The sequence below is a fragment of the Streptomyces sp. MS191 genome, assembly GCF_008042125.1.
Classification (GTDB): Bacteria; Actinomycetota; Actinomycetes; order Streptomycetales; family Streptomycetaceae; genus Streptomyces.
Window position 1 is genome coordinate 139,652 of sequence record NZ_RDBI01000065.1, and the last position, 26,771, is coordinate 166,422.

At 72.6% G+C, this 26,771-nt stretch carries 24 protein-coding genes and 1 pseudogene; 9 read left to right on the forward strand and 16 right to left on the reverse strand.

Features of this window, described 5'->3' with window-relative positions; translation table 11 throughout:
• The first annotated feature begins 105 nt into the window (after window positions 1-105).
• The 4 genes from EAO71_RS27545 to EAO71_RS27560 are packed head-to-tail and all read left to right on the forward strand — an operon-like array spanning window position 106 to window position 3,666.
• Window positions 106-1,212 (forward strand): aliphatic sulfonate ABC transporter substrate-binding protein, encoded by a 1,107-nt coding sequence (locus tag EAO71_RS27545; protein WP_147980526.1) that lies wholly within the window; start codon window positions 106-108, stop codon window positions 1,210-1,212.
• Window positions 1,213-1,255: 43 nt separating this feature from the next.
• Window positions 1,256-2,050, forward strand: a complete 795-nt coding sequence (locus tag EAO71_RS27550; protein ID WP_147980527.1) for an ABC transporter ATP-binding protein — start codon at window positions 1,256-1,258, stop codon at window positions 2,048-2,050.
• Window positions 2,037-2,921 carry an ABC transporter permease gene (locus EAO71_RS27555; RefSeq protein WP_147980528.1) on the forward strand — a complete coding sequence of 295 codons (885 nt, stop codon included), beginning with the start codon at window positions 2,037-2,039 and terminating at the stop codon, window positions 2,919-2,921. The genes EAO71_RS27550 and EAO71_RS27555 overlap by 14 nt, the downstream gene beginning before the upstream one ends.
• A gap of 7 nt (window positions 2,922-2,928) precedes the next feature.
• Window positions 2,929-3,666, forward strand: coding sequence for a sirohydrochlorin chelatase (locus EAO71_RS27560; RefSeq protein ID WP_147980529.1), 738 nt, complete (start codon window positions 2,929-2,931; stop codon window positions 3,664-3,666).
• 51 nt (window positions 3,667-3,717) lie between these two features.
• Here EAO71_RS27560 and EAO71_RS27565 read toward each other — a convergent pair whose 3' ends face one another.
• Together EAO71_RS27565 and EAO71_RS27570 are read right to left on the reverse strand one after the other, a co-directional pair.
• Entirely contained in the window at window positions 3,718-4,290 is a 573-nt protein-coding gene (locus tag EAO71_RS27565) for a TIGR03086 family metal-binding protein (RefSeq protein ID WP_147980530.1), read from the reverse strand.
• An 80-nt stretch (window positions 4,291-4,370) separates the two neighbouring features.
• Entirely contained in the window at window positions 4,371-5,003 is a 633-nt protein-coding gene (locus EAO71_RS27570) for a mycothiol-dependent nitroreductase Rv2466c family protein (RefSeq protein WP_147980531.1), read from the reverse strand.
• 104 nt (window positions 5,004-5,107) lie between these two features.
• Here EAO71_RS27570 and EAO71_RS27575 point away from each other — a divergent pair, with 104 nt between their 5' ends.
• On the forward strand, window positions 5,108-5,956 hold the full coding sequence (locus EAO71_RS27575; protein WP_147980532.1) for an aldo/keto reductase: 849 nt from the start codon (window positions 5,108-5,110) through the stop codon (window positions 5,954-5,956).
• Here the strand turns inward: EAO71_RS27575 and EAO71_RS27580 are convergent.
• The 7 genes and pseudogenes from EAO71_RS27580 to EAO71_RS27610 form a co-directional block, all read right to left on the reverse strand.
• Window positions 5,928-6,305 (reverse strand): nuclear transport factor 2 family protein, encoded by a 378-nt coding sequence (locus tag EAO71_RS27580; protein ID WP_147980533.1) that lies wholly within the window; start codon window positions 6,303-6,305, stop codon window positions 5,928-5,930. The two genes, EAO71_RS27575 and EAO71_RS27580, sit on opposite strands and share 29 nt — an antisense overlap.
• The gene (locus EAO71_RS27585) at window positions 6,298-6,849 is read right to left on the reverse strand and encodes a DUF1697 domain-containing protein (protein ID WP_147980534.1); all 552 of its coding nucleotides are present in this window, start codon (window positions 6,847-6,849) and stop codon (window positions 6,298-6,300) included. Before EAO71_RS27585 ends, EAO71_RS27580 begins: the two co-directional genes overlap by 8 nt.
• A 73-nt stretch (window positions 6,850-6,922) precedes the next feature.
• Window positions 6,923-8,125 (reverse strand): S8 family peptidase, encoded by a 1,203-nt coding sequence (locus tag EAO71_RS27590; protein ID WP_147980535.1) that lies wholly within the window; start codon window positions 8,123-8,125, stop codon window positions 6,923-6,925.
• Window positions 8,126-8,393: 268 nt separating this feature from the next.
• Window positions 8,394-9,622 (reverse strand): annotated as a pseudogene (mgt, locus tag EAO71_RS27595) (macrolide-inactivating glycosyltransferase).
• 28 nt (window positions 9,623-9,650) lie between these two features.
• The gene (locus EAO71_RS27600) at window positions 9,651-10,949 is read right to left on the reverse strand and encodes an ABC transporter substrate-binding protein (RefSeq protein ID WP_147980537.1); all 1,299 of its coding nucleotides are present in this window, start codon (window positions 10,947-10,949) and stop codon (window positions 9,651-9,653) included.
• Entirely contained in the window at window positions 10,949-11,791 is an 843-nt protein-coding gene (locus tag EAO71_RS27605; RefSeq protein WP_147980538.1) for a carbohydrate ABC transporter permease, read from the reverse strand. The genes EAO71_RS27600 and EAO71_RS27605 overlap by 1 nt, the downstream gene beginning before the upstream one ends.
• Window positions 11,788-12,717, reverse strand: a complete 930-nt coding sequence (locus tag EAO71_RS27610; RefSeq protein ID WP_399757753.1) for a carbohydrate ABC transporter permease — start codon at window positions 12,715-12,717, stop codon at window positions 11,788-11,790. Before EAO71_RS27610 ends, EAO71_RS27605 begins: the two co-directional genes overlap by 4 nt.
• Before the next feature lie 148 nt (window positions 12,718-12,865).
• On the opposite strand from EAO71_RS27610, the gene EAO71_RS27615 reads away from it, so the two are divergent.
• Entirely contained in the window at window positions 12,866-13,729 is an 864-nt protein-coding gene (locus EAO71_RS27615) for a phosphotransferase enzyme family protein (protein WP_147980540.1), read from the forward strand.
• Between the two features lie 45 nt (window positions 13,730-13,774).
• Window positions 13,775-14,605 carry an alpha/beta fold hydrolase gene (locus EAO71_RS27620; RefSeq protein WP_147980541.1) on the forward strand — a complete coding sequence of 277 codons (831 nt, stop codon included), beginning with the start codon at window positions 13,775-13,777 and terminating at the stop codon, window positions 14,603-14,605.
• A 102-nt stretch (window positions 14,606-14,707) separates the two neighbouring features.
• Here EAO71_RS27620 and EAO71_RS27625 read toward each other — a convergent pair whose 3' ends face one another.
• From EAO71_RS27625 to EAO71_RS27640, 4 genes are all read right to left on the reverse strand, one after another.
• On the reverse strand, window positions 14,708-15,430 hold the full coding sequence (locus EAO71_RS27625; protein ID WP_147980542.1) for a 3'-5' exonuclease: 723 nt from the start codon (window positions 15,428-15,430) through the stop codon (window positions 14,708-14,710).
• Window positions 15,431-15,507: 77 nt separating this feature from the next.
• Window positions 15,508-16,758: an SAV2148 family HEPN domain-containing protein gene (locus EAO71_RS27630; protein ID WP_147980543.1), complete on the reverse strand. Its 1,251-nt coding sequence runs from the start codon at window positions 16,756-16,758 to the stop codon at window positions 15,508-15,510.
• A gap of 101 nt (window positions 16,759-16,859) precedes the next feature.
• A complete protein-coding gene (locus EAO71_RS27635; RefSeq protein WP_147980544.1) occupies window positions 16,860-18,158 on the reverse strand; it encodes a copper amine oxidase in 1,299 nt (432 codons plus the stop codon).
• A gap of 55 nt (window positions 18,159-18,213) precedes the next feature.
• Complete coding sequence (locus EAO71_RS27640; RefSeq protein WP_147980545.1) at window positions 18,214-19,053, reverse strand: TrbL/VirB6 family protein; 840 nt, start codon at window positions 19,051-19,053, stop codon at window positions 18,214-18,216.
• Window positions 19,054-19,200: 147 nt separating this feature from the next.
• Between EAO71_RS27640 and glgX the strand changes: the two genes are divergently transcribed.
• Window positions 19,201-21,321 (forward strand): glycogen debranching protein GlgX, encoded by a 2,121-nt coding sequence (glgX, locus tag EAO71_RS27645; RefSeq protein WP_147980546.1) that lies wholly within the window; start codon window positions 19,201-19,203, stop codon window positions 21,319-21,321.
• A gap of 40 nt (window positions 21,322-21,361) precedes the next feature.
• Here glgX and EAO71_RS27650 read toward each other — a convergent pair whose 3' ends face one another.
• Window positions 21,362-22,675 (reverse strand): MFS transporter, encoded by a 1,314-nt coding sequence (locus tag EAO71_RS27650; RefSeq protein WP_147980684.1) that lies wholly within the window; start codon window positions 22,673-22,675, stop codon window positions 21,362-21,364.
• A gap of 90 nt (window positions 22,676-22,765) precedes the next feature.
• On the opposite strand from EAO71_RS27650, the gene treY reads away from it, so the two are divergent.
• Window positions 22,766-25,126, forward strand: coding sequence for a malto-oligosyltrehalose synthase (gene treY / locus EAO71_RS27655; RefSeq protein ID WP_147980547.1), 2,361 nt, complete (start codon window positions 22,766-22,768; stop codon window positions 25,124-25,126).
• Here the strand turns inward: treY and EAO71_RS27660 are convergent.
• Together EAO71_RS27660 and EAO71_RS27665 are read right to left on the reverse strand one after the other, a co-directional pair.
• Window positions 25,083-26,144, reverse strand: coding sequence for a cytochrome P450 (locus EAO71_RS27660; RefSeq protein ID WP_147980548.1), 1,062 nt, complete (start codon window positions 26,142-26,144; stop codon window positions 25,083-25,085). The two genes, treY and EAO71_RS27660, sit on opposite strands and share 44 nt — an antisense overlap.
• Before the next feature lie 173 nt (window positions 26,145-26,317).
• On the reverse strand, window positions 26,318-26,771 hold a 454-nt coding region (locus EAO71_RS27665; RefSeq protein ID WP_147980685.1), incomplete at its 5' end, for an FHA domain-containing protein.

Here is a 26,771-nt window from a genome sequence, read left to right on the forward strand (position 1 = left end):
CGCGCGATGTGCGTGCTGACGCCGATGCGCCGCGCTCGCGGCGCCACCCCGCTCCACCTCCGACATCACCGACGAAGAACACTTCGAAGACCCTGAGGGGAACCCGTGCCTGCCTCCCGTACCACCCTGCGCCGCTCACTCGCCGCCGCCGCGGCCCTGCCGCTGCTGATCGGCGCGCTCGCTTCCTGCGGCTACGGCTCCGAGGCCAAGAACGACGAGAAGAAGGTGGCCGCCGAGGGTGAGAAGCTCTCCGCCGACACGGTCCGGCTCGGGTACTTCCCGAACCTGACGCACGCCACCGCCCTGGTGGGCGACCAGGAAGGCATCTTCCAGAAGGAGCTGGGCGGCACGCAGCTGAAGGTCTCCACCTTCAACGCCGGCCCCTCCGAGATCGAGGCGCTGAACGCCGGCTCGATCGACATCGGCTTCATCGGCCCGTCGCCGTCCATCAACGGCTACACCAAGTCCAAGGGCTCCAACCTCCGCATCGTCGCCGGCTCCGCCTCCGGTGGGGTCAAGCTCGTGGTGAACCCGGACAAGATCAAGACCCTGGACGACATCAAGGGCAAGAAGATCGCCACTCCGCAGCTCGGCAACACCCAGGACGTGGCGTTCCTGAACTGGATCTCCGAGAAGGGCTGGAAGGTCGACGCCCAGAGCGGCAAGGGCGACGTCTCCGTGGTCCGCACCGACAACAAGGTGACGCCCGACGCCTACAAGTCCGGTTCCATCGACGGCGCCTGGGTGCCGGAGCCGACCGCGTCGAAGCTCGTCAGCGAGGGTGCCAAGGTGCTGCTCGACGAGTCGGACCTGTGGCCCGACAAGAAGTTCGTGATCACGAACATCATCGTGTCGCAGAAGTTCCTGAAGGAGCACCCGGACGTCGTCGAGGCGGTGCTGCGCGGATCGGTGAAGACCAACGCGTGGATCAACGCCAACGCCGACAAGGCGAAGGCCTCCGCCAACGCCAAGCTGAAGGAGCTCTCCGGCAAGGCGCTGGGCGACAAGGTCATCGACGGCGCATGGCCGTCGATCCAGTTCACCAACGACCCGCTGGCCGCCACGCTGCAGGCCCAGGCGGACCACGCGGTGAAGGCCGGTCTCCTCAAGCAGCCCGACCTGAACGGCATCTACGACCTGAAGCCGCTCAACAAGGTCCTGAAGGCCGCGGGGCAGCCCGAGGTCGCCGACGCCGGTCTCGGCGTCAAGTAACCCTCGAATAAGCCCAGTTCAGGTTTCCCAGGAGGTGACGACCATGGCCACGACCGCGACGATCGCCAAGGCCGAGGACCGTGCGGCGGTGACCCACGCCGCCCGGCTCGAGCACGTCTCGAAGTCCTTCGGCGGACCCGCCGGTCAGCAACTCGTACTCGACGACATCTCTCTCGATGTCGCCCCGGGCGAGTTCGTCACCCTCCTGGGGGCCTCGGGGTGCGGCAAGTCCACCCTGCTCAACCTGGTCGCCGGACTCGACCGGCCGTCCGCGGGGTCCATCGAGACCCCCGGCGGCCGGCCGGCCCTGATGTTCCAGGAGCACGCCCTCTTCCCGTGGCTGACCGCGGGCAAGAACATCGAACTGGCCCTGCGGCTGCGCGGGGTGCCGAAGGCCGAGCGCCGCGACGAGGCCGAGCGCCTGCTCGAACTCGTCCGGCTCAACGGCTCGTACGGCAAGCGGGTGCACGAGCTGTCCGGCGGCATGCGGCAGCGGGTCGCGCTGGCCCGGGCCCTGGCCCAGGACAGCGATCTGCTGCTGATGGACGAGCCGTTCGCGGCGCTCGACGCGATCACCCGCGACGTCCTGCACGACGAGCTGACCCGCATCTGGCGCGAGACGAAGCTGTCGGTCCTCTTCGTCACCCACAACGTGCGCGAGGCCGTGCGGCTGGCCGAGCGCGTGGTGCTGCTGTCGTCCCGTCCCGGCCGGATCGCCCGGGAGTGGACCATCGAGATCCCGCAGCCGCGCCGCATCGAGGACGCCGCCGTGGCGGAACTCTCCGTCGAGATCACCGAAGAACTGCGTGGGGAGATCCGCCGCCATGGCCAGCACTGACACCACACCCAAGACCGACGACCTGGCCGGCCTGGAAGCGGGCCTGGACGCGCTGGACAGCGTGCAGATCCGCCGGACCCCGGTGCGCGAGGTCCTGCTGAAGAAGGTCCTGCCGCCCGTCCTGGCCGTCGTGCTGGTGCTCGTGGTCTGGCAGCTCCTCGTGGTGGCCGAGGTCGCCGACGAGGGCAAGCTGCCCTCTCCCGGAGCCGTCTGGGAGTCCCTCTCCGCGATGTGGCTGGAGGGCACGCTCCTCGAGGTGCTGTGGACCAGCGTCTCCCGGGCGCTGCTCGGCTTCCTGCTGGCCCTGGCGATCGGCACCCCGCTCGGGCTCGTCGTGGCCCGGGTGTCCGTGGTGCGGACGGCGATCGGCCCGATCCTCTCGGGTCTGCAGTCGCTGCCCTCGGTCGCCTGGGTGGCACCCGCGGTGCTGTGGCTCGGGCTCAACGACCAGATGATGTTCGCCGTGATCCTGCTGGGCGCGGTGCCGTCCATCGCCAACGGTCTGGTGGCCGGCGTGGACCAGGTGCCGCCGCTGTTCCTGCGGGCCGGCCGGACGCTCGGCGCGACCGGCCTCAAGGGCGCCTGGCACATCGTGATGCCGGCCGCGCTGCCCGGATACCTCGCGGGCCTGAAGCAGGGCTGGGCCTTCTCGTGGCGCTCGCTGATGGCCGCGGAGATCATCGCGTCCTCGCCCGATCTCGGCCTGGGGCTCGGTCAGCTGCTGGAGAACGGCCGGAACAACTTCGACATGCCGGGGATCTTCCTGGCCATCATCCTGATCCTGCTCGTCGGTGTCGCCATCGACCTGCTCGTCTTCAGCCCGCTGGAGCGCGCCGTGCTGCGCCGCCGCGGTCTGCTGGTCAAGAGCTGAGAGCGCCGTGAACGGCCCCGTCCTCCTCGTCATCGCCCACGGCAGCCGCGATCCGCGGCACGCGGCGACCGTGCGGGCGCTGGTCGCCCGCGCCCGGTCGCTGCGGCCGGGGCTGCGGGCGGAGACGGCGTTCCTGGACTTCGACCTGCCGTCGGTGGGCGGGACGCTCGACCGGCTCGCGGCCGAGGGCGTGCGGGACGTGGTGGCGCTGCCGCTGCTGCTGACCCGCGCCTTCCACGCCAAGGCGGACATCCCCGCCGTCCTGCGGCAGGCGCCGCCCGTCCTGCGGGTCCGGCGGGCGGAGGTCCTCGGCCCCTCGCCGCTGCTGGTGGCGGCGGTGGAACGGCGGCTGTACGAGGCCGGGCTCACGCCCGGCGACAAGAGCTCGACCGGGGTCGTCCTTGCCTCGGCGGGCTCCACCGACCCGGAGGCGATCGCAGTGATCGCAGAAACGGCGCGGGAGCTGCGGCGCACCGGTTGGTGCTCCGTGCGGCCTGCGTTCGCCTCCGCATCCCTTCCCCGGACCGAGGACGCCGTCCGGACGCTGCGCGCCGACGGGGTGCGCAGGGTCGCGGTGGCCCCGTACGTCATCGCCCCGGGCCGGCTGCCCGACCGGATCGCGGCGGGTGCCGCCGAGGCCGACGTCCTGGCGGACGTGCTGGGCCCGGCCCCCGAGCTCGCGCGGCTGCTGACGGAGCGCTACCAGGAGGCCCTGGCCGGCCGCCGGGTTCCGGTCGCCGGCTGAGGCGGGCGCGTCCCACCCGTACCGGACACCGGCAGCCCGGCCGAAGGAGCGCTACCGGAGCGGGTCGCGTCCGCTCAGGGCGAGGGCGCGGCTGAAGGCGGAGGCGTCCGGCGCGCTCTCGACCGGGGCGGCGAATCCGTCGTAGCTGCGGTAGACCTCTGCGTGTTCGGCCACCACACCGAGCAGGAACTCCCCCGTCGGGTCGGGCACCTCGAACCGCTGGCCGGTGGAGCGTGCCAGGTCCCAGCCGTGCACGGCGAGTTCCTTGACGAGCAGCGAGGCGACCACGGTGGCCGGCATGGCGGTGAAGCCGAGGTCGACCTCGCCGTCCCAGACACCGGGGCGTTCCCAGGCGGCCAGGGCCCGGTCCAGCTGGGCGGCGTACCGGTCCGCCCAGTCGGGGTCCGCGGCGAAGTCGCGGGCCGTGAGCTCCTCGGGGAGCTGCTCGCGCAGGGCGCGGTGCTCCAGGCCGTGCGAGGAGTAGAGGACGAGGTGGTTGGCGAGCTCGCCCACCGTCCAGTCGGCGCAGACGGAGGGTGCGGCGAGCTGTTCCCGGGTGACGCCGCGGGCGACGCGGGCCGCTTCGGCGGCGCATACGCGGAGGTGCGTGTGGATGTCGTTCATGGCCTCGACGCTAGGAGGGCACCCGCGTCGCGGTCTTGAAGTTTCGCGACACCTGGGCGCGGTCGTGGCCGTCGGCCGGATCAGCCGAAGTCGAGGCCGCCGGTGCGGGTCCGCTTGAGCTCGAAGAGGTCGGAGTGGCCGGCGAGGACGCGGAAGCTGTCGAAGAGTTCCACCGCCTCCCGTCCGCGCGGGATGGCGCGCAGGACGGGGCCGAACCAGACCGTTCCGTCGACGTGGAGGGTGGGGGTGCCGACGTAGCCTCCGGCCTGCGGGTCCTGCCCCGCGTCGTGGCTGCGCCGCACGGCCTCGTCGTGGCGGGTGTCGTGGGCGGCCCCGGCGAGCCGTGCGGGCAGTCCCAGCTCGGCGAGGGACTCGGTGATGACGGTGTCGAAGTCCGGCTCCTTGCGCTCGTGGATGCGGGTGCCGAAGGCGGTGTAGAGCGGGCGGAGGATCTCCTCCCCGTGCTCCTCGGCCGCGGCGGCGGCGACCCGCACCGGGCCGATCGACCTGTCGACGAGTTCCCGGTACCAGTCGGGCAGCTCGTTGCCGATGTTGTGGAAGTACAGGCTCATCACGCGGAAGCGCAGCTCCACGTCGCGCTGCCGCTCCACCTCGAGCATCCAGCGGGAGGTGATCCAGGCGAAGGGGCAGGCGGGATCGAAGTAGAAGTCGACGACGGGGACGGCGGGCCGGGACGGGGCGTCGGTGGTCATGGCGGGGAGCCTAGCCAGCCGATGGCCCGCGACCTCGGGCCATTCGCCGCTTCTTCGACTGGGCCACTTCGAGGCCTTCCGACGTCCTGCCGTACGGTGCCCGTATGGTCTCGGAGACGTTCGTCCTCGGCGGTGTTCCCGTACGGCGGCTCGGCTACGGAACGGCGCAGCTGACCGGTCCCGGCTACTGGGGTCCGCGCGGCACGCGGGCGGACGCCGTCGCCGTGCTGCGGCGGGCGGTGGAGCGGGGTGTCACGCTCGTGGACACCGCGGACAACTACGGGCCGGGCCTGGCGGAGGAGCTGGTCGCCGAGGCGCTGCGTCCGTACCGCGAGGACCTGGTGATCGCCACCAAGGGCGGGGTGGTCCGGACGAGCGACAGCGCCTGGCACGTCGAGGGGCGCCCGGAACGGCTGCGGGCGATGTGCGAGGCGAGCCTGCGCCGGTTGCGGACGGACCGGATCGATCTCTACCAGCTGCACCGCTTCGATCCCGGGGTGCCGATGGCGGAGCAGCTCGGCGCGCTGGACGAGCTGCGCGCGCAGGGGAAGATCCGGTACGTCGGCCTGGACTCGGTGACCGCGGGGCAGCTGTCGGAGGCGCTGGCCCTCACGTCGTCCGTGGTGTCCGTGCAGAACCGGTTCCATCTGCTGGACCGCGGCTCCGCGGCGGTGCTGGAGCTCTGCGAGGCGCACGGTCTGGGCTTCCTGCCGTGGTTCCCGCTGGGCAACGGCGCCCTGACCGGCCGGGCCGCGGCCTCGGTCGACACGGTCGCGGCGGCGCACGGCGCGACCCGGGCGCAGATCGCCCTGGCCTGGCTGCTCCACCGTTCGCCGGTGCTGCTGCCGACTCCGGGCACGGGCTCGCTCGCGCACCTGGAGGAGAACCTGGACGCGGCCGCGCTCCGGCTCGACGCGGCCGAACTCAGTCTGCTGGACTCTCTGGCGGACTGACGGGCGTGCCCTGGTGGAAGTAGAGGAGCCAGTGCCCCTCGGTCAGCCGCCAGATCGAACTGCGGTGGGAGCGGACGCCGTGGGACTCGGTGGTGAAGGTCAGGTGCACCACGTCGGGGGCCAGCTGCACGCCCTGCATGTCGCTGGCGGTGATCGGCCGAGGGCTGGCCCCCGCGGTCATCGCGGCGATGATCGACGCCCGGTCCCAGCGGCGTCCCGACGTGCCGAACTCCTCGAAGTCCGGGTGCAGCAGCTCGGAGAAGAGCGTCACCGAGCTGCGGACCGTCGGGTCCAGGAGGCGCAGCTCGCCCTCGACGGCCGCGGCCACGGCGGGGGGGATGTCAGTCACGGGTCATCTCCACGAGCTTGGTCACGGTGTTCCAGTTGCGGGAGGTGGCGACGACGCCCTTGAGCAGGGAGGGCCGGGAGACCGCCTCGGCCAGCTTGGAGCGCCCGAGGCCGTCGGGGGCGTAGAGGTAGAGGACGCGGTCGCCGAGGCGGAACTCCTCCGGCAGGAAGGCGGCCTGGTCGATCGATGCGAAGTGCTCGGCGCCGAGGGCCTCCGAGAAGTACGTGACGTGCAGCTGCTTCGCCTCCAGCTCGGCGGCCGGGAAGGGGCAGGCGTCGGCCACCTCGGCCAGATAGGCGGCACTGCGCACGAGGGTGTCGACGCGGAAGCCGAAGTGCTGTTCGAGGGCCTTCTCGACGGCGGCGGCGAGGGTGTCGTCGGTGTCGTCGGCGTCGGTGGTGAAGACGGCGTTGCCGCTCTGCAGGTAGGTCCGGACGTCGCGGTGGCCGAGCTCTTCGAGGAGTGAACGGAGCTCCGCCATGGGCACCTTGCGGTGCCCGCTCACGTTGATTCCGCGCAGCAGTGCGGCATAGGTCGTCGTCATGGTCACACGATAGGGCGGCCGTCGCGCCCCGTGGGGGAGGGCGCGACGGCCGCCGGGCATCAGGCGGCTGCGACTACTCGACGATCTTGAGCAGCTTGTTGGCGGTGCCCTGACTCGGGTTGCTGATCTTGTCCGCGGTGGCTCCCGCGACGAGCGCCTGGGCGACCTGGTCCGGGGTGGCGTCGGGGTGTGCCGCGAGGTACACGGCGGCGGCGCCGACCACGTGCGGGGTCGCCATGGAGGTGCCCGAGATGGTCTTCGTACCGGTGTCGCTGTCGTTCCAGTCCGAGGTGATGTCCGAACCCGGGGCGTACAGGTCCACCACGGAGCCGAAGTTGGAGAAGTCGGACTGCTGGTCGTCCTTGGTCGAGGAGGCGACCGTGATGGCCTCCTGGACGCGGGAGGGGGAGCCCTGGCCCGCGTCGGAGGACTCGTTGCCGGCCGCGACGGCGAAGGTGACGCCGGAGGCGATCGCCTTCTTGACCGCGTCGTCGAGCGCCGGGTCGGCGCCGCCGCCGAGGCTCATGTTGGCGACGGACGGGCCCTGGTGGTTCTTGGTGACCCAGTCGATGCCGGCCACGACCTGCTCGGTGGTGCCGGAGCCGTTGTCGTCCAGGACGCGGACGGCGACGATCTTCGCCTTCTTGGCGACACCGTGGGCCGTGCCGGCGATGGTGCCGGCGACGTGCGTGCCGTGACCGTTGCCGTCCTGGGCCGTCTCGTCGTTCTCGACGGCGTCGAAGCCGTCGGAGGCCCGGCCGCCGAAGTCCTGGTGGCTGACCCGGACGCCGGTGTCGATGACGTACGCGGTCACTCCTTCACCGGCACCGTCGGGGTAGGTGTACTTGGAGTCCCCGGCGGTCTCGGTCTGGTCGACGCGGTCCAGGCCCCAGGAGGGCGGATCGGCCTGGGTGGCGCTGATGGAGAACTTCTTGTTCTGGACCACCTTGGAGACGGCCGGGTCGGCCGCGAGGCGCTTGGCCTCGGTCACCGAGAGGTCGTTGACCGAGAAGCCGTTGACGGTGGAGTCGTAGCTGCGGCGCAGGGTGCCGCCGTACTCCTTCGCCAGCTTGCCCTTGTCCGTCTTCTCGTCGAGCAGGACGATGTAGCTTCCGCTGACCGCGCCTTCCGCTCCGAGGCCGTAGACCGTGCCGAGGGCGGGCGTGGGGGCCGCGCCCGCGAACGGACTGGTGAGGACGGTCACTCCGGCGGCTGCTGCTATCGCGGTCGTGACGGCGATGAGCTTGGTCCGGCGAACGCGCTTGTGTGTAGCCATGAAGAGGGGTCTCCTCGTCAGGATTTGTGGGGGGTTGAGCCACTGGAAGAAAACTCTCCGGTAGCTGCCTCGAAACCCTGACCGATTGACGGGCTCAGTTCAAGGGCTTCCCGGCCCTGCGGCTTACTCAACAAGGTTTCTTAAAGAGAACCCCGCCAACCCCCCGCATTTCATTCACACATGAGGCCCCCGGGGACCCCGGGGGCCTTGCTAGTGCAATCAGCAACGAACTCGGTGATGCGTCACCGGCTCCGAAATGCGAACGCGCTCAGGGCAGTTCGGCCTCGATCAGGTCGGCGGCCCTGAGGGTTCCACCCTCGGCCGCCATTCCCTCCCGGATCTCCCGTGCCCGGTGGGCGACTTCGGGGTCGTCGGCGAGGGCCAGCACGGCCTCGCGCAGCCGCTCGGCCGTCACCTCCTCCGTCGCCAGCCGGCGGGCCACGCCCAGGGACACGAGCATGTCCGCGTTGCCGAACTGGTCGACGGCCTGCGGGACCGCCACCATCGGGGTGCCGGTGGCCAGGCCCTCCTGGCTGCCGCCGGCGCCGGCGTGGGTGACGAACGCGTCCGCCTGCCGGAGGATCGCCAACTGCGGTACCCAGGAGTGGACTTCCACGTTGCCCGGCAGCTCGCCCAGCTCCTCGGGATCGACGAACGAGCCGATCTGGAGGACGACGTGCCAGTCGGGACGGTCCGCGAAGGCCGCGGCGGCGGCCCGGTAGAGCGCGGGCTGCTTCGTGTAGGCGGACCCCAGGGATACCAGGAGGACCCGGTCGGCGCCCTCGGGGCGGCGCCACTCCCCCTGGTCGGCGCGACCGCCCTGGCAGGCGCCGACGAAGCGGAAGACGGACTCGTCGACCCGGTCGGCCTGCGGCTGCAGGGCTCGCGGGATGAGGACGACGGCGCGGCGCGGGCGGGCCACCAGGCGGTCGGGCGGGGTGTCGACGCCGTGCTCGGCGAGCCACCGCTCGAAGCGCGCGTAGTACGCCTTGCCCCGCGGCGAGGCCTTGAGCTCCGCGAACATCGGCTCCGCGACCTCCTCCTCGTACCCCTCCCAGGGCACGAGGTTGGGCCAGAGCGAGACGGCGGGGACGCCCCAGCGGTGGGCGAGGACCGGTGCCGGATAGGAGGTGATGTCGTGCAGGACGAGGTCGGGTTCGTCGCCGGCGAAGGCCGCGGCGAGCTGGGGGAGCGCCTGGACGGCGTCGTCCAGGAAGGGCTCGAGGTTGTCGATGAGCTCGGTGCCCCAGGCGTCGGGGTCCTCGTCGGTCGGGAGCGTGGAGGTGTAGACGACGGGGGTGGCGCCGGTGGCGGCGACCTTCTCGGCGAAGGACGCGGGCACGGCGTAGCTGACGCGGTGCCCTCGGGCGACGAGCTCGCGGATCACTTCGAGGCTCGGGTTCACGTGCCCGTGGGCGGCGATGGAGAACATGGCGATGTGGGCGCGCGGGGTCGTGGTCATGAGCCGACCATAACGAGACGAGACGTCTCGTGCAACCAAGAAGGCGTCCGCTTCCCTGTCCCGTCAGGGGCGTTGATACCGGGCCAGCACCAGGTTCCCGTCCTCCACCAGACGCCTTCGCAGCTCGGCCGCGTCGATGGCGCCGCTGTAGTACTCCTGGAACGCCGGCGTCGCCACCTTGTCCTTCCACTCCGGATAGCCCCGTACCGACTGCGCGGGCGCCGAGCGCAGGTGCTCCGCGACCGCCGCCCCGGTCGCCCAGCCGTCCCGCGCGGTCCGCAGCGAGGGATCGGCCAGCGCCGCCGTACCCGTCGGCAGCATCCAGTCGCCCCGGGCCAGCCGGACCATGTTCCGGGGCTGCAGAAGGAAGTCGAGGAACTGTGCGGCCTCCTTCTTGTGAGGGCTGTCCTCGGCGATGGAGAGCGTCTGCGGGCTGACGCCCTGGGCGAGGCCCTCCCTTCCGGCGGGCGCGGGCAGCACCGTCCACTCGAAGCCCGGAGGTGCCTGCTGGGCGATCTGCTGCCGGTACGAGAAGCCCAGCGGGACCATGGCGTACCGGCCGCCGAAGAAGCCGGGCAGCGTGTCCGAGCCGCCGGTGCCGAGCGTGGAACGCGCCGCGCTGCGGTCGGTGTTCACCTGGTCGTGGACCGTGCCGGGGACGATGCCGTCGGCCGCGTCGAAGTCGATCGTCACCCGGCCGTCCGCGCCCCGGTGGAAGAGCCTCCCGCCCGCCGACAGGCCCAGGTTGAGGCTCACCGAGACCGGCTCCTTGAGGGGCCAGGCGATCGCGTACCGCCCCGGCCCCATCGTCGCCGTCAGCTCCCGGGTGACGGCACGGAACTCCTCCCAGCTCCACGGGGCTTCGGGGGTCGGGATGCGGACGCCGGAGGACTCCAGGATCCGCCGGTTCGCGATGATCACGCGCGGCTCCTGGAGGAACGGAACCCCGTAGATCCCGTCCCCGAAGGTCGTGGTCTCCCAGCTGCGCGCGGGGATGTCCGCCTTCAGGCGCGCCGGCAGCAGGTCGCTCAGATCCGCGAGCCGGCCTCCGTAGGCGAAGTCGGCCAGGTCGTCGGAGGCGTCGTGGATGAGGTCGGGTGCCTCACCGCCCTCGAAGGAGGTCAGGAGCTGGTCGTGGACGGAGTCCCAGCTGCCCTGGACGTACTCGACCCGGATGCCGGGATGGGCGGCGTTCCACTCCGCCACCAGTTTTTTGTTGGCGTCGACCGACTCCTTCTGCCAGGCCAGCGACTGGAAGCGGAGTCGAACGGTCCCGTCGTCCCGATCGTCTCCGCCGGCGGCGCAGCCGGTGAGCAGCAGGGCGACGGCGGTGGTGACGGCGGCCCAGATCCGCGGGCGCATCAGGACTTCACCGCCCCGGCCAGCGCGCCCCCGGTGATCCGTTTCTGGATGACCGCGAAGACGACGAGCGACGGGATCGTGGCCAGGAACGCGGCCGCGGCCAGCGGGCCCAGGTCGGCGACCCCCTCCGCGCCCAGGAAGTGGGTCAGGACGACCGGCAGGGTCTGCTTCTCCGGGCTCTTGAGCAGCACGAGCGCGAAGAAGAACTCGTTCCAGGAGGTGACGAAGGCGAAGAGCGCGGTGGCGACGATCCCGGGGGCGAGGAGCGGGGCGGTGACCGAGACGAGCGTCCGGACCCGGCCGGCGCCGTCGACGGCGSCGGCCTCCTCCAGCTCGGCCGGCACGGCCCGGACGTATCCCACCAGCATCCACAGCGCGAACGGCAGCGACCAGACGACGTACACCAGGACGAGGCCGAGAAGGCTGTCGATCAGCCGCAGGTTCTTCAGGACCAGGAAGAGCGGGATGATCACCAGCACGAAGGGGAACGCCTGGCTGACCACGACCCAGCCGGTGACGGCCGAGGCGGCCTTCCCGCGGGCGCGGGCCGTCACGTAGGCCAGGGGGGTGGCGACGGCGACCGAGACGAGGGCGGCGGCGAGCGCGGCGAGCAGGCTGTTCGCCGCGGCCCGGAGCAGCGGCTGTTCGTCGAAGGCCTGCCGGAAGTTGGCCCAGGTGGGGTCCCGGGGGATCCAGGTGGGGTGGAGCGAACCGAGTTCCKGGGCGGGCTTGAAGGCGGTGGAGATCAGCCAGAGGAGGGGGAAGGCGAGGAAGGCCAGGTACGCGAGGAGGGCGAGGTACTGGCCGAACCGCGCGGGCCTGCTGGGGCGAAGAGCGCTCACCGGTCCCGGTCCCCCTTCAGTCGTCCGACGAGATGGAAGGCGAGGAGTACGGAGACGACGGCCACGAGCACGCAGCCCATGGCGGCGGCGTAGCCGAACTGTCCGTAGCGGAAGGCCTCTTCGTAGGCGAAGAGCATGGGGAGCCGGGTCCGGCCGCCGGGACCGCCGTTGGTCAGCACGTAGACCAGGGCGAAGGAGTTGAGATTCCAGACGAGGTTGAGCGCCGTGATGGCCAGTGCCACCGGTCTGAGGGCGGGCCAGGTGACCGCGCGGAAGCGGCGCCAGGCTCCGGCGCCGTCGAGGGCGGCGGCCTCGTGGAGCTCGCGCGGGGTGTTCTGGAGGCCGGCGAGCAGGGCGACCGTGGTCTGCGGCATCCCCGCCCAGACCCCGACCACGACGACCGCGGCCAGCGCGGTGGACGGTCCGCCGAGCCAGTCGTGTCCGTCCCCGAGGCCCAGGTCGCGGGCGGTCTCGTTGAGGATGCCCGCGTCGGCGTTGTAGACCAGGCGCCACATGATGCCGACGACGACCTCGGGCATGGCCCAGGGGACGATCGCGAGCGCCCGGGCCAGCCAGCGCAGGCGGAGGTCCTGGTCGAGCAGCAGCGCGAGCCCGAGGGCGAGGAGGAACTGCGGGACGGTGACGCCGAGGGCCCACACCAGACCGATCCGGAAGGACTCCCAGAACAGCGTGTCGTGCAGCAGGTCCTGGAAGTTGAGGGTGCCGACCCACTGGGTCGAGCGGGTGCGGCCGGACTGGGCGTCGGTGAAGGCGAGGGCGATGCCGTAGAGCAGGGGCCCCACGCTCAGGACCAGGATGGGGATCAGCGCCGGCAGCACCAGGAACCACGCGCCGTGGTCCCGCCCGGGGCCGGGGCCCGCTCCGGCGGCCGTCCGCCCGCCGGACCGCTTCGTCGCGGTCACCACACTCACCGATACGACCCCTTATGTGCGCTATGTCACATGCTCCGGTCTCCGTCATGGTCCTGACAGGGCGTCGGTCCCGTCAAGGCCGCCCGCACGGATGCGAGACTTTGGCTGATTCGCACAGGCAACGGGAGAGACGGAGATTCGGATGGACGAGGCGCGGGCACGGGAGATCCTGGCCGCCACGGGGCTGCCGGCCCGGGAACAGGACGCCCCCCTCCTCTCCCTGGGGGAGAACGCGGTCTTCGGCGCGGGCGATCTCGTGGTGAAGATCGGCCGGGACGCCGAGCTGCTGCCGCGCGCCGAACGCGAACTGACGCTCGCCTCCTGGCTGGCCGAGACCGGCATCCCCGCGGTGCGGGCGGCGGAAGCCGCGCCCCGCATGGTGGAGGGCCACCCGGTCACCTTCTGGCACCGGCTGCCCGCAGCCGTACGTCCAGCCGAGCCGCGCGATCTGGCCCCGCTGCTGCGGCGGATCCACGCCCTCCCGGAGCCCGCCTCCCTCGCCCTGCCCCGCCGCGACCTGCTCGGCGGGGTCGAGCGGTGGCTGCGGCTCGCGGGCGACGCCGTCGACCCGGCCGACGCGGCCTATCTGCGGGAACGGCGCGACTCCTTCGCGCCGGCGGCCGCCGCGCTCACCCCGCACCTGCCTCCGGGCCCGATCCACGGGGACGCCCTGCCGCGCAACGTCCATGTCGGCCCCGACGGTCCCGTCCTCGTCGACCTGGAGACCTTCTCCTCCGACCTGCGGGAGCACGACCTGGTGGTCCTCGCGCTCTCCCGCGACCGGTACGGCCTGGATCCGGCGGCGTACGACGCCTTCACCGAGGCCTACGGCTGGGACGTGCGCGCGTGGGACGGGTGCGCTGTGCTCCGCGGCGCCCGGGAGACCGCCAGCTGCGCCTGGGTGGCCCAGCACGCGCCGACCAACCCCAAGGCCCTGGCCGAATTCGAGCGGCGGGTGGCCTCGCTGCGGGACGGCGACCCGGAGGTGCGCTGGTACCCGTTCTGACATGATTCCCGGGACCGATCCTCCTTGTCCGAACGGGGTGTTGCGATGCGCGTGGAACTGTCCGGGGCGACCCTCGACGTCGAGGTCAGCGGCGAGGGTCCGGCCGTGCTTCTGGTCCACGGCTTCCCCGACACGCACCACCTCTGGCGTCACCAGGTCCCGGCCCTGACCGCCGCCGGGTACACGTGCGTCGCCCCCACGCTCCGCGGCTTCGGCGCCTCGGACCGGCCCGAGGGCGGACCGGAGGCCTACGCCCCGGCGCGGTCGGTCGGCGACCTGCTGGAGCTGCTGGACCGGCTGGGGATCGACCGGGCCCATCTGGTGGGCCACGACTGGGGTTCGGGCATGGTGCAGGGGCTGGCCATGGCCGCGCCGCAGCGGGTCGCCTCGCTGAGCATCCTGTCGGTGGGCCACCTCTCGGCGGTCCGGGACGCCGGCTGGGAGCAGAAGCAGCGGTCCTGGTACCTGCTGCTGTTCCAGCTCGCGGGCCTCGCGGAGGACTGGCTCTCGCGTGACGACTTCGCCCACCTGCGGGAGATGCTGGCCGAGCACCCCGAGGCCGAGGCCGTCATCGAGCCGCTGCGGGCACCGGGCGCGCTCACCGCCGCGCTGAACGTCTACCGGGCGGGGCTGCCGCCCGAGGCGCAGTTCGGCCCCGACGGGCCGGCCTTCGCGCTGCGCGGCCCCGTGATGGGCGTCTGGAGCACCGGCGACCGCTTCATGACGGAGGCGTCGATGGCGGGCACCGCCAAACACGTCGACGGCACCTGGCGCTACGAGCGGATCGAGGACGCGGGCCACTGGCTGCCGCTGGAGAGGCCGGAGCAGGTCAACGCGCTGCTCCTCGACTTCCTGTCCGAGAACCCGATCGGCTGAGGCCGGTCCCGGCCGCCGACCCGTCACCGCGGGGGTCCAGGGGTGTCTTGTCGATCAGGCCGGAGAGGTGCGCCGGGAGCCCGGCAAGACACCCCTAGGGCGTCAGTGGGACACCGGGGCGAGATCCCGCAGCGGCCAGACCGGGTCGACGACCGCGTCCGGATTCCCCTTGCGGCGCAGGAAGTCCTGGAAGTCCTCGGCCCAGGCGCGGTACCAGCCGATCTGGCGCTCGTGCAGTTCGGCCGGGGTCAGCGCGGCCACGGCCGGGTGCCGCTCGGCTATCGCCACGGCCACCCGCACGGCGGCCAGCGCGTCGGCGGCGGCCTGGTGGGCCGCGTCGAGGACGACTCCGTACTCGCCGCAGACCGCTTCCAGGGTCCGCTTGCCGCGGCGGTAGCGGTCGACGGCCCGGTCGATGGTGTACGGATCGACGACCGGGCCGGTGGCGGCGCCGCCGAGCCGGTCGGCGAGCGAGGGCAGCGCGTGCCTCCGCAGCTCGGCCGAGAGGAGGGTGAGGTCGAAGGCGGCGTTGTAGGCCACGACGGGCACGCCCTGGGCCCAGTACCCGGTCAGGGTCTCGGCGATCTCGTCGGCGACCTCGCGCACCGGTCGCCCCTCGGCCGCCGCGCGCTCACTGCTGATGCCGTGGATCGCGGACGCCTGCGCCGGGATGCGGATCCCCGGATCGGCGAGCCAGTCCCGCTGCCTCACCACCCGTCCGCCGTGGACCCCGACGATCGAGGCCGTCACGATCCGTGCCTCCAGCGGTTCGGTGCCGGTGGTCTCCAGGTCGAAACCGACCAGCGCTTCCCCATGCCAAGCCATCGGGCCTCCTTACGTGATCTCCCCCGTGGTGCTGCTCACCCTCCCACGCGCCACTGACACCGCCCCCGGCACGCGGCTCAGGAGACCGGCCGGGAGTCGAGCCAGACGGACTCGAACTCCTCCCGGTACGTCTCGAAAAGTCCGTGTTCTCCGTCGCGCACCGGCTGGCCGGAACGCACCAGGTTGCGCCCGCCGCCGCGCAGCACCAGCACCGGCGCCTCCATCCCCCGCGCCCGCCGCAGATAGGACTGGACGACCGCGAGACCGTCCGGGCCGTCCCCGTCGACCAGGTACGCGGTGAAGCGCGGCGTCTCGTCGAAGACGTGGATCTGGAAGGCGCCCGGGTCACGCAGCCGCGAGCGGACCCGCCGCATGTGGAGGATGTTCATCTCCACCGAGCGGCTCAGCTCACCCTTCTTGAGCCCGAGTTCGCGCTCGCGTCGTTTGACGGCGCTGCTGGCCGGGTTCAGGAAGAGCAGCCGGATCCGGCAGCCGGATTCGGCCAGTCTCACCAGACGCCGCCCGGAGAAGTTCTGGACGAGCAGGTTCAGGCCTATCCCGGTGGCGTCGAGGCGCCGGGCCCCGCCGAAGAGGTCCTCGGCGGGCAGCTGCCGCTGCAGGCGCACCCGGTCGGGATGGACGGAGACCACGTCGGCGTAGCGGTCGCCGACCAGGTCCTCGACGGCGTCCACGGGCATCCGGTCGGCGGACGGCACCCCCGCCCCGCTCCCGAGGATCTCCAGGAGCCGGGCGGAGGCCCGCTCCGACTGGGCCAGCACGGTCAGCGACAGCGCCCGGTTGCGGGAGACGACGTTGCGCGTCACCTCCAGCTCGTCCAGGGCGAGCTCCACCTCGCGCCGGTCGTCGAAGTACGGCTCGAAGCACGGCCAGTGCTGCACCATCAGCTCCCGCAGCTGCGGGAGCGTGAGGAAGCTCAGCACGTTGTCGTCGGCCGGGTCGAGGAGATAGCCCTTGCGCCGCGAGACCTCGCGCACGGCCACGGCGCGCTGCACCCACTCCTGGCCCGCCGGCCCGGCCGCGGCCACCACCCAGTCGTCGCCGTGGACGGGCTCGTAGACGGGCCGCAGCACGGCCGCCACGACGGCCCGCAGCCGCTGCTCGACGAGATTCAGCCAGATGTAGGCGCGGCCGGCCCGCTGGGCCCGGGTCCGCACCTCGCTCCAGGCGTCGGCCCCCCAGTCGAGCTCCGCGCCGATCTCCATCGGCCGGGCGACGGACACCGCTCCGGGCGGCGCCTCCCCGGGGTCGGGGGAACTCCCCTCGTGACCCGCGTCACCTGGGGGCAGCTCCAGACCTCCCGAGCTCACCCACGCACCGCCTTCTGCTCCTGGACGCCCCGTCTGACAAAGATCAACGAAGGGTACTCCGGGAACGGAAGGCGGTGCAGCAGGATCGGCAGGCTGCTTGCTCAACTCCCCTGGTTCGGAGCGCCGTTCTGGTCGGCGAGATCGGCCGGAGTGAGCGGATTCATAGCGGTTACGTCCCTGGGTGCCAGGTGGAAGCCCTGCCAGTGGACCGGCATCGGCTGCTGGTCCTCGTCCCGCGCGATGTGGTGGAACCCGATGTTGACCCACACGGCCGGGTCGGTCAGCGTCTCACCGTTGACCCACTTGTCCACGCTGTCGGGCGCGTTGCGTCCGCAGTCGAGGATGTTGTTGCTCGCGAACTGCTCGCAGGCCCGGTTCTGGGTGAAGAAGATGTCGTGCTTGGTGAAGCCGCGGCCGGCGTGCGTGTTGGACGGACCCGGCACGATCTCGTACGAACGGGCGTGCCCGTCCTTGTTCTTGCCGGTCGCGCTCACCACCCGCCACCAGCGCATGTTCCGGGCGTCCCCGGCCAGTTCCCTGGTGACCGCCGTCCGGGTGGTCTTCACCTTGGGACCGCCGCCCGAGCTCGGCGCGGTGACCTTGGAGTCGTACTGCTCGATCCGGTCCTTGACGGCGCCGTCGAGGCCGAAGTCGAGCCGCCAGAAGACGTTGTGGGCGTGACTGGTGGCGTAGGAGCGGGCGCCGGGGCCGATCGGCCAGCCACGGCCGTCGGTCCCGTTGTAGTCGCCGGGGGCGAGGCTGCCGGTCGCGCCGACGTTGGCGGCGATGGTGCCGTCGGAGGAGAAGCGCCATTCGGTGATGTACTCGTACCAGGCGACCTTGTTGACGGTGTAGACGAGCAGGTCCTTGCCCTGCGCCTGCCAGACCTTGGTGCCCTCGTCGTTGGCCATCCGGTACGCGTGGCCGCGCGCCCTGGTGGTGGTGCACAGGCCGTTGACCTTGCCCATCTCCGGGACCTTCACGGAGGTGATGGTGCCGCCGGGGCACTCGCCCGGCTTGAGGTCCTGCAGGCCCCAGCCGAAGCCGGCACCGGTCAGGTCGTCGTACTCGGCGTTGCCGTCGTCGTACGGGACGTGGATCTGGGCGAGCTTGGCGCTCGTCAGCACCCGTATCGGGGCGCTCTCCCCCTTGGGCTGGTAGGTGACCTTGTCGAGGATCAGGCCGGAGTCGGTGCTGTAGCGCCAGCACATGCGCCAGGTGGTGCCGCCGTCGAGCTTCTGCTCGATGCGGTACGCGGCGGAACAGTCGGGGCGCGGTGCCGGCGGCGCCGCGGTGGCGGCGCTCACGGGGCCGGCCGCGGCGGTGGCGGTGCCGAGGAGGGCGGCCGCGGCCAGGACGGCGCCCTGCCTGCGGGCGCGCGAGGACGAACGGATGTGCATGAGGACGAACTCCCTCGTACGGAAGTGCGGAAGGTGTGGTCGTTGGCGCCGGTGGTCAGCCGACGCGGGTCACGGTCCGGGCGCTGAGGTCGACGATCAGGTTGCGGGTGTCGATCCAGGAGCCGTTGAGGATCTTGGTGACGAGCCGGACGCAGCGGTGCTCGCCGCACTTGGCCAGGGCCGCGGGGACGTTCGCCTCGCGGTACGTGCGGTAGACGTCGCCGTTGAACCAGAGCTGCTCCGTCGAGGTCAGCTCCTTGCCCGTGGCGTCCTTGTAGTCCTCCTCGACGCCCTTGCCCAGCGGGCTCTTCAGGATCAGCTCCAGGGCCTCCCGCAGTTCCTCGGGATGCGCCGAGGGCTGGACCCCGCGCTGCGCGGCCGTCGCCTCGACCTTGCCGGTGTCGAGGTTGACGGTGCTGGTGATCAGCTCGTCGCGGCCGTAGTCGTAGAACCGCACCTCGGCGCGGCGCGGCTGCGTGGCGGCGCTCGCGTCCGCCGGCAGCGGGTCGGCCAGTTCGGTGGCCAGGTGCTGGGGCCCGCGGGCCCCCTCGACGTCACGCCGGGCGGTCCGGGCGGGCGGGGTCAGCGCCAGCTCCTCGGCCCTGCGCAGTTCGTCGTCGGTGAGCGGGTCGGTGCCCACTCCCTTCGCCCCCTCGGGCGGCGCGGTGGCCAGGGTCGCGGGCTCCGGCGCCGTTCCGGCGGAGCCCCCCTCCCCCGCGGTCGATCCGGGTGCCGCGGACGCTGCCGTCCGGCCGCCCGCGGTGCCGCTGCCCGCCGTGTCGTCCGCGCCTGCGGTCCCCGGGAGCGTGATCCCGACCATGACGGCCGTTCCGGTCACGGCCATGGCGGCGCCCGCCACCACCTTCCCCAGGTGGCGGCGCACTATTCCGTGCACTTTTCCCCCACTCTTCTCAGAGTCTCCCCGATTTCTCTGCGGTCACCCGGTAGGACGGGCCGAAGTCCTAGGAGGTTGCCCTACTTTCGGGCAGGATCTGGCCGAAGTACCCCCCAACACCCGGATCAGAATGGAAGAGTCTTATCTATGCAGGTCTGGCCGGGACAGGCGTATCCCCTGGGCGCCACCTACGACGGCGCCGGAACGAATTTCGCGGTCTTCTCGGAGGCCGCGCACCGCATCGAGCTCTGTCTGCTCCACGACGACGGCTCGGAGACGGCGGTGGAGCTGCGCGAGACGGACGCCTTCGTCCGCCATGCCTATCTGCCGGGCGTGATGCCCGGTCAGCGGTACGGGTTCCGGGTCCACGGACCCTACGCGCCCGAGCACGGGCAGCGCTGCAACGCGGCGAAGCTGCTCCTGGACCCCTACGCCCGCGCGGTCTCGGGCCGGGTCGACTGGGGCGAGGCGGTGTACGGCTACCACTTCGGGAAGCCCGACTCGCGCAACGACCTCGACTCGGCGCCGCACACGATGACGTCGGTCGTGGTCAACCCGTACTTCGACTGGGGTGACGACCGCCGGCCCCGGACCGACTACCACCGGACGGTGATCTACGAGGCCCATGTGAAGGGCCTGACCATGCTCCACCCCGAGCTTCCGGAGGAGTTGCGGGGCACCTACGCCGGGCTCGCGCACCCGTCGGTCATCGGACACCTGAAGGAACTGGGCGTCACGGCACTGGAGTTGATGCCCGTCCACCAGTTCGTCAACGACCACCGGCTGGTCGACGCCGGGCTGTCGAACTACTGGGGCTACAACACCATCGGCTTCTTCGCCCCGCACAACGCCTACGCCTCCTGGGGCGACCGCGGCCAGCAGGTGCTGGAGTTCAAGTCGGCGGTGCGGGCGCTGCACCAGGCGGGCATCGAGGTCATCCTCGACGTGGTCTACAACCACACCGCCGAGGGCAACCACCTGGGCCCGACGCTCTCCTTCCGCGGCCTGGACAACCCGTCGTACTACCGGCTCACCGACGATCCCCGGTACTACATGGACACCACCGGCACCGGGAACTCGCTGCTGATGCGGTCCCCGCACGTACTCCAGATGATCATGGACAGTCTGCGGTACTGGGTGACGGAGATGCACGTCGACGGCTTCCGCTTCGACCTGGCGGCCACGCTGGCCCGGCAGTTCCACGAGGTGGACCGGCTGTCGTCGTTCTTCGACCTGGTGCAGCAGGACCCGGTCGTCAGCCAGGTGAAGCTGATCGCCGAGCCCTGGGACGTCGGCGAGGGCGGCTACCAGGTGGGCAACTTCCCGCCGCTGTGGACCGAGTGGAACGGCAAGTACCGCGACTGCGTCCGGGACCTGTGGCGCGGCGAGCCCCGCACGCTGGCCGAGTTCGCGTCCCGGCTGACCGGCTCGTCCGACCTCTACCAGGACGACGGCCGCCGTCCGCTCGCCTCGGTGAACTTCGTGACCTGCCACGACGGCTTCACACTGCGCGACCTGGTCTCGTACAACGGCAAACACAACGAGGCCAACGGCGAGGGCAACCGGGACGGCGAGAGCCACAACCGGTCCTGGAACTGCGGCGAGGAGGGCGACACCGAGGACATCGGCATCCGGGAACTGCGGGCCCGGCAGATGCGGAACTTCCTGGCCACGCTGATGCTCTCGCAGGGCGTGCCGATGCTCAGCCACGGCGACGAGTTCGGCCGCACCCAGGGCGGCAACAACAACGCCTACTGCCAGGACAACGAGGTCGCGTGGGTGCGCTGGCCGGATCCGGACAGCGAGGAGGACGGCACGCTGCTCGCCTTCACCCGGGCGATGGTGCGACTGCGCCGTGACCATCCGGTCCTGCGGCGTCGCCGCTTCTTCCACGGCCGGCCGGTGGAGGGCACCCACGACGAGCTGACGGACATCGCGTGGTTCACCCCCGAGGGCGAGGAGATGACGGCCCAGGACTGGCAGGCCGCGCACGCCCAGGCGCTGTCGGTCTTCCTCAACGGCAACGCGATCTCGGAGCCCGGCCCGCAGGGGGAGCGGATCGCCGACGACTCCTTCCTGCTGATGTTCAACGTGTCCTCGCAGGAGCTGGAGTTCGAGGTCCCGGTCAACCACGGGCAGACCTGGCGGGTCGTGGTCGACACCTCCCACCCCGAGGGCATCCCTCCGCTGGAGGGCCCGAAGGTGGCGGCCGGCGAGCGGGTGACGCTGGCGCCGCTCAGCCTGACGGTGCTCCAGCGGCCCGCCTGAGGGCTGTCCCGGGGACCGGGCTCCGCGGCCGGTCCCCGGGTCAGGCGCGGCGCGCCGGTCGCGGGCCGGCCGGGAGCGGGCGCGGCGCCGGTGCGAGGGGGTCGACCGCCCACGACAGGGCCGCGCACAGGGCTGCCGCGACGACCGCCACCGCGAAGGCGGCGGGCGCCCCGTGGCCGTCCGCCAGGCGGCCCGAGAGTGCCAGGGCGAGCGCCTGGCCCCCGACGATCCCGCTGGTCAGGAAGGCCATCGACTCGGCGAGCCGGGCGCTCGGGACGGTCCGCTCGGTGAGGCCGAACACCGTGATGAGGTGCGGCGCGTAGGCGGCGCCCAGGAGGGTCACCACCGCGTACAGGGCGCCGAGCGAGTCGACGAGGAGCAGGGGCAGGGAGAGGACGACCAGTGCGGCGGTGGCCGCGCGCCAGCGCGTGGCCGGTCCGATCCGCGCCGGCACGGCGGCCATGGAGAGGCCGACGGCGGCGCTCATCACGCCCATCGCGGCGTACACGAGACCCGCCTGGGCGGGCGCCCCGAGTTCCTCGGTGAACGCGGTGATGCCGGCCTGCGAGGCGCCGAACATGGCCCCCTGGAGCGTCATGGCGACCCGCAGGACGTAGGCCGATCGCGGCAGCCGTCCCCGTTCGGCGGCGCCCGTAAGGGTGGTACCCGAGGAGAGCGGCGGCGCGACGGGGTCGGTGGCCGCGCCGGGAGGCGTCCGGTCCTTCGGGGCCGAGGGCCGGACGGCAGGGGCCGGGCGGTCCCGCGCGGCCCGCGCCGAGGGATGCAGCGCGAAGGCCGTGCCGAAGACGGCGAGCAGCGCGGCGGCCAGGAGAAGGGCCGCCGCCGGGTGCGCGAACGCGGCCGCGAGCCCGACGAGCGCCGGCCCGAGCACGAAGGAGACCTCGTCGAGGGTTCCTTCGAAGGAGAGGACCGCGCCGACGAGCCGGTCGTCCGCGCCGGCGCACCGGGCCAGGGCCACGGAGCGGGTCCGGGCGAGCGGTCCGGCCTGCGGGACCGTCGCACCGGCGAGAGCGCCCAGCAGGACGAGCCAGCCGGTCGCCGCGTGCGCGAGTGCGGCGAGCACCAGCGCGGCGACGGCCACCGCGTTGGCGGCGGAGGCCGCGAGCACCACGCGGCGCTGCCCGCGCCGGTCGGCGAGCCGGCCGATGACGGGTCCGGCGCACGTCTGCCCCGCCGCGAGCGCGCCGCCCGCCAGGCCCGCCGTCGTCAGGGAGCCGCTCGTCTCGGCGACGAGGAGGAGACTGCCGAGCTGGCACATGGCGGTCGGCAGCCGGGCGAGGAACGAGACCACCGGCAGCGCCGGTCCGAGAAGGCCGAGGGTGTCGCGATACATCCGGAGCATCGGCCGAACGTAACGCGATGCACACGAACGGACGCATGGGGCGATGACACAGAAGCCGTCCAGCGGGGTACGTACGTTCGCATGACGCCCTCGCCCCTCGCTCCGACGGTTCCCACCGCCACCTACCGGCTGCAGCTCCAGCCGGAGTTCCCGTTCGCGGCCGCCGAGCGGGCGGTCCCGTATCTCGCCGGCCTCGGAGTCTCGCACCTGCATCTGTCGCCGGTCCTGGAGGCCGTGCCCGGCTCCGGACACGGCTACGACGTGACCGACCACCGGGCCGTCCGTGCGGAGCTGGGCGGCGAGGCGGGCCTGCGGGCGCTCGCCGCCACCGCGCGGAGCCACGGACTCGGGCTGGTCGTCGACCTGGTGCCCAATCACATGGCCGCCTCGCCGCGGCACAACCACGCGCTGTGGGAGGTGCTCCGCGAGGGTCCCGGATCGCCGTACGCCCGCTGGTTCGACGTGGACTGGGAGGCGGAGGACGGGCGGATCCTGCTGCCCGTGCTGCCGGACCGGCTGCCTGAGGTGCGGGAGCGGTTCGTGGTGGCGGACGGGGTGCTGCGGCTCGACGGCCAGGAGTTCCCGCTGCGGGAGGGGACGGCGGACCTGCCGCTGGACGAGCTGCTGGACGCGCAGTGGTACCGGCTTTCGTGGTGGCGCCTTGCCCGAACGGAGCTCAACTACCGCCGCTTCTTCACGATCTCGGACCTGATCGGGGTGCGGGTGGAGGACCCCGAGGTCTTCGAGGCGACCCACGCGAAGATCGTGGAGCTGGTGCGGGACGGGGTGGTCGAGGGTCTGCGGATCGACCATCCGGACGGGCTGGCCGACCCGCTGGGATATCTGGAGCGGCTCCGGGAGGCGACGGGCGGCCGGTGCTGGACGGTCGTGGAGAAGATCCTCACCGGCACGGAACCGCTGCCCGCGGACTGGCCCGTCGCCGGCACCACCGGCTACGACGCGCTGCGCCATGTGGACGGGCTCTTCACGGACCCCGTGGGCGCGGACGAGCTGCTGGACGTCTACCGGCAGTTCGCCGGGCGGGCCGGCGACCGCGGCGGCTACTGGGAGGCGACCGCGCGGCGCGCGGCGTACAAGGTCGTGACGCACGAGCTGGCCGCCGAGACGGCCGTGCTGAGCCGGATGGCGGGGCGGCTCTGCGCGGCCGACCCGGAGCTGCGCGACCACGCGCCGTGGGCGCTGCTGACGGCGATCCGCGAACTCCTGGTCCGGGTCCCCGTCTACCGCACCTACGGGACCGGCGGCGAGGAGGTGCTGACCCCGGAGGCGGCCCGCGGCGCGAAGGCCGCGTTCGCCGTCGCGGAGGAGGCCTCGGCGGTCGACACCGTACGGGACCTGGCGCTCGGCCGGCGCGGGGACGGGCCCGGACACCGGGCGTTCCGGGCGCGGTTCGAGCAGACGTCGTCCGCGCTGCGCGCCAAGTCCGTCGAGGACACGGCGTTCTACCGCTACACCCCGCTGCTGTCGGCGAACGAGGTGGGAGGGGATCCGGGCCGGCCGGCGATCACGCCCGAGGAGTTCCACGCGTACTGCCTGCGGCTGGCCCGGGACTGGCCGGCCACCGGGACGGTGCTGACCACGCACGACACCAAGCGCAGCGCGGACGTTCGGGCGGGCATCGCGGTGCTGTCCCAGTGCCCGGGCGCGTGGGCGGAGTTGCTGGAGGAGGTGGCGGGGGTGCCGGCGCCCGATCCGCACCTGGCGTGGACGGCGTGGCAGACCGCGTTCGGCTTCGGCGCGGCGGACGCGGCCCGGCYCGGCCCCGCGGTGCTCAAGTCGGTACGGGAGGCGGGGCTGCACACCAGCTGGACCGAGCCCGATCCGGCCTACGAGCGGGCGGTGAGCGACTTCGTGGCGGCGGGCCCCGGCCGGATCCCGCTGCGGGCGGCGTCGGAGACGGCCTTCGCGCTGGAACCGCACATCCGCGCCGCGATGCTGGGCGCGGCCCTGGTCCAGCTGACGATGCCGGGCGTGCCGGAGCTCTACCAGGGCACCGAGCGGGAGTACCGGGCCCTGGTGGACCCGGACAACCGGGAGCCGTTCGCGGTGGGCACGGACGACGACAAGACCGCGCTGGTCCGGGCGGCGCTGGGGCTGCGCCGTCGGCACCCGGAGCTGTTCGGCACCTCGGGCACGTACACCCCGCTGACCGCGGCCGGGCCGGGCGCGCCGCACTGTCTCGCCTTCGCCCGCTCCGAGGAGGTGGTCACGGCCGTCACCCGGCTGCCGTTGCGGCTCGCCGAGTCGGGTGGCTGGCAGGACACGGAGCTGACGCTTCCGGCGGGCCGCTGGTTCGATCTCCTGGACGGGGTGCGGGAGTTCGCCGGTGGCGCGGTGAAGGTGGCGGAGCTGCTGGCGGAGCGCCCGGTGGCGCTGCTCAGCCGCCGGGCCGTACGAGAAGGCTCCGCGGGGCTCGGGTGATGAGGCCGGTCCGCTCGGGCCGGAAGCCGTCGGCGAGGCGCAGCCGCGGCATGGCGTCGAGCAGGGCGCGCAGGGCGTACTCGGCCTCCAGTCCGGCCAGCACGACCGCCGGGCAGAAGCCGGTGCCGTAGGTGAGCTGGCCGGGGTCGTCGCGCCGGGGGTCGTAGCGGTCGGCCTCCCGGAAGCGCTCCGGGTCGCGGCCGGCGGCCCCGATGAGCAGGGCGACCGGCTCGCCGGCGGGGATCGTGCCGCCGGTGACCGGCACGTCGGCGCCGGTCCGGCGGACCGCGATCTGCACGGGCGGGTCGCGGCGCAGCGACTCGGTCCAGGCCCGTGCGAAGGGGCCGGTGGGTCCGGTGGGGGCGTCCCGGAGCTCCGCCAGCCGGTCGGGGTCGGCGAGCACGTTGGCGAGGAACGAGGCCAGGGCCTTCTCCCGGACGGAGATCTGGGCGGTGCACTGGCCGGCGAGGGCGGAGGCGGCCCGGCCGCGCACCAGCCGCATCATGTCGCGGTACGGCACCCCGACGGCGGCGGCGACCGTGCCGGCGGGCAGCCAGTGGCAGAAGTCGGCGACCAGGTCGGCCTGGGGGCGGTCGGCGATCCGGCGGGCGAGTACGTGGGCCGTGCGCTCGGCGACGGCCCGCAGTTCCTCCACGTCGACGTCGACGTGGGTCTCGGCGCAGGGCGGGTCGCCGGGCCGGTGGCCGTGGGTGAAGCGGGCGTCGGTGAGGGCGGTGGCGACGTCGGCGTACCGGCTCAGCACCCAGGAGCGCAGCAACGGGTCGTAGGTGAGGGGGAACTGCTCCCGCAGGACCCGGTGGACGCGATGGGGGTCGCGGGTGGCGCCGGGGTCGAGGAGGCTGGGCGCGACGGTCCGGCTCCGCCGCTGCCCGGCGGCGGGCGGCACGGCACCGGCCCGGCCCGCGAAGGGGGCCGTTCGGGGCGTCCTGGCGCGCGCCATGGGAGGGAGGTCCGTCCAGTTGTCCTGCCGTATGCCCGGGTTCGCTTCCTCGCGCATCGTGCCCCCTGTCGGTCCGATGTGGGTCTCCCCACCCCACCACCAGGCTGGCCCTGACGCAGCTCGTACACCGCCAAACGGGTTAAAAGTGCTGGGAAAGAATGGCCCAACGGTGGAGCCGGTCACGGACGCCCGGTCATCCAGCGGGGAGCCCGCCCTGCGCGGGCTTCAGATCAGTGCGGAGAGAGCCGGAACGACATCTGGCCGAAGGCGACCATGTCACCGGGCCGGACGGCGACCGCTCCCGTCACCCGGCGCCCGTTGACGGTGGTGCCGTTCGTCGAGCCGAGGTCGCGCAGCACCCACATACCGCCCTGCAGGGAGAGTTCGGCGTGCAGCCGCGAGACCGTCTCGTGGCTGAGCCGCAGGCCGTTGACCGGATCCCGGCCGATCCGCAGCGGATGGGGGCCCGGTTGGGGCAGCAGCAGCTTCGGCAGCCGCTCCACCCGCCACGCCCGCCCGACCTTGGCCGTGAACGCCGACATCCGCTCGACCGCGCCCACCACCCGCCGGGTCCACGGCCCCTCGGGCTCCAGGTCGGCGGTCAGCAGCGCGAGTTCGTCGGGGCGACGGGCCGTCTCTCGCACGACACCTTCCTCTACCGCATGGAGCGGGTGCTCGTCGCCC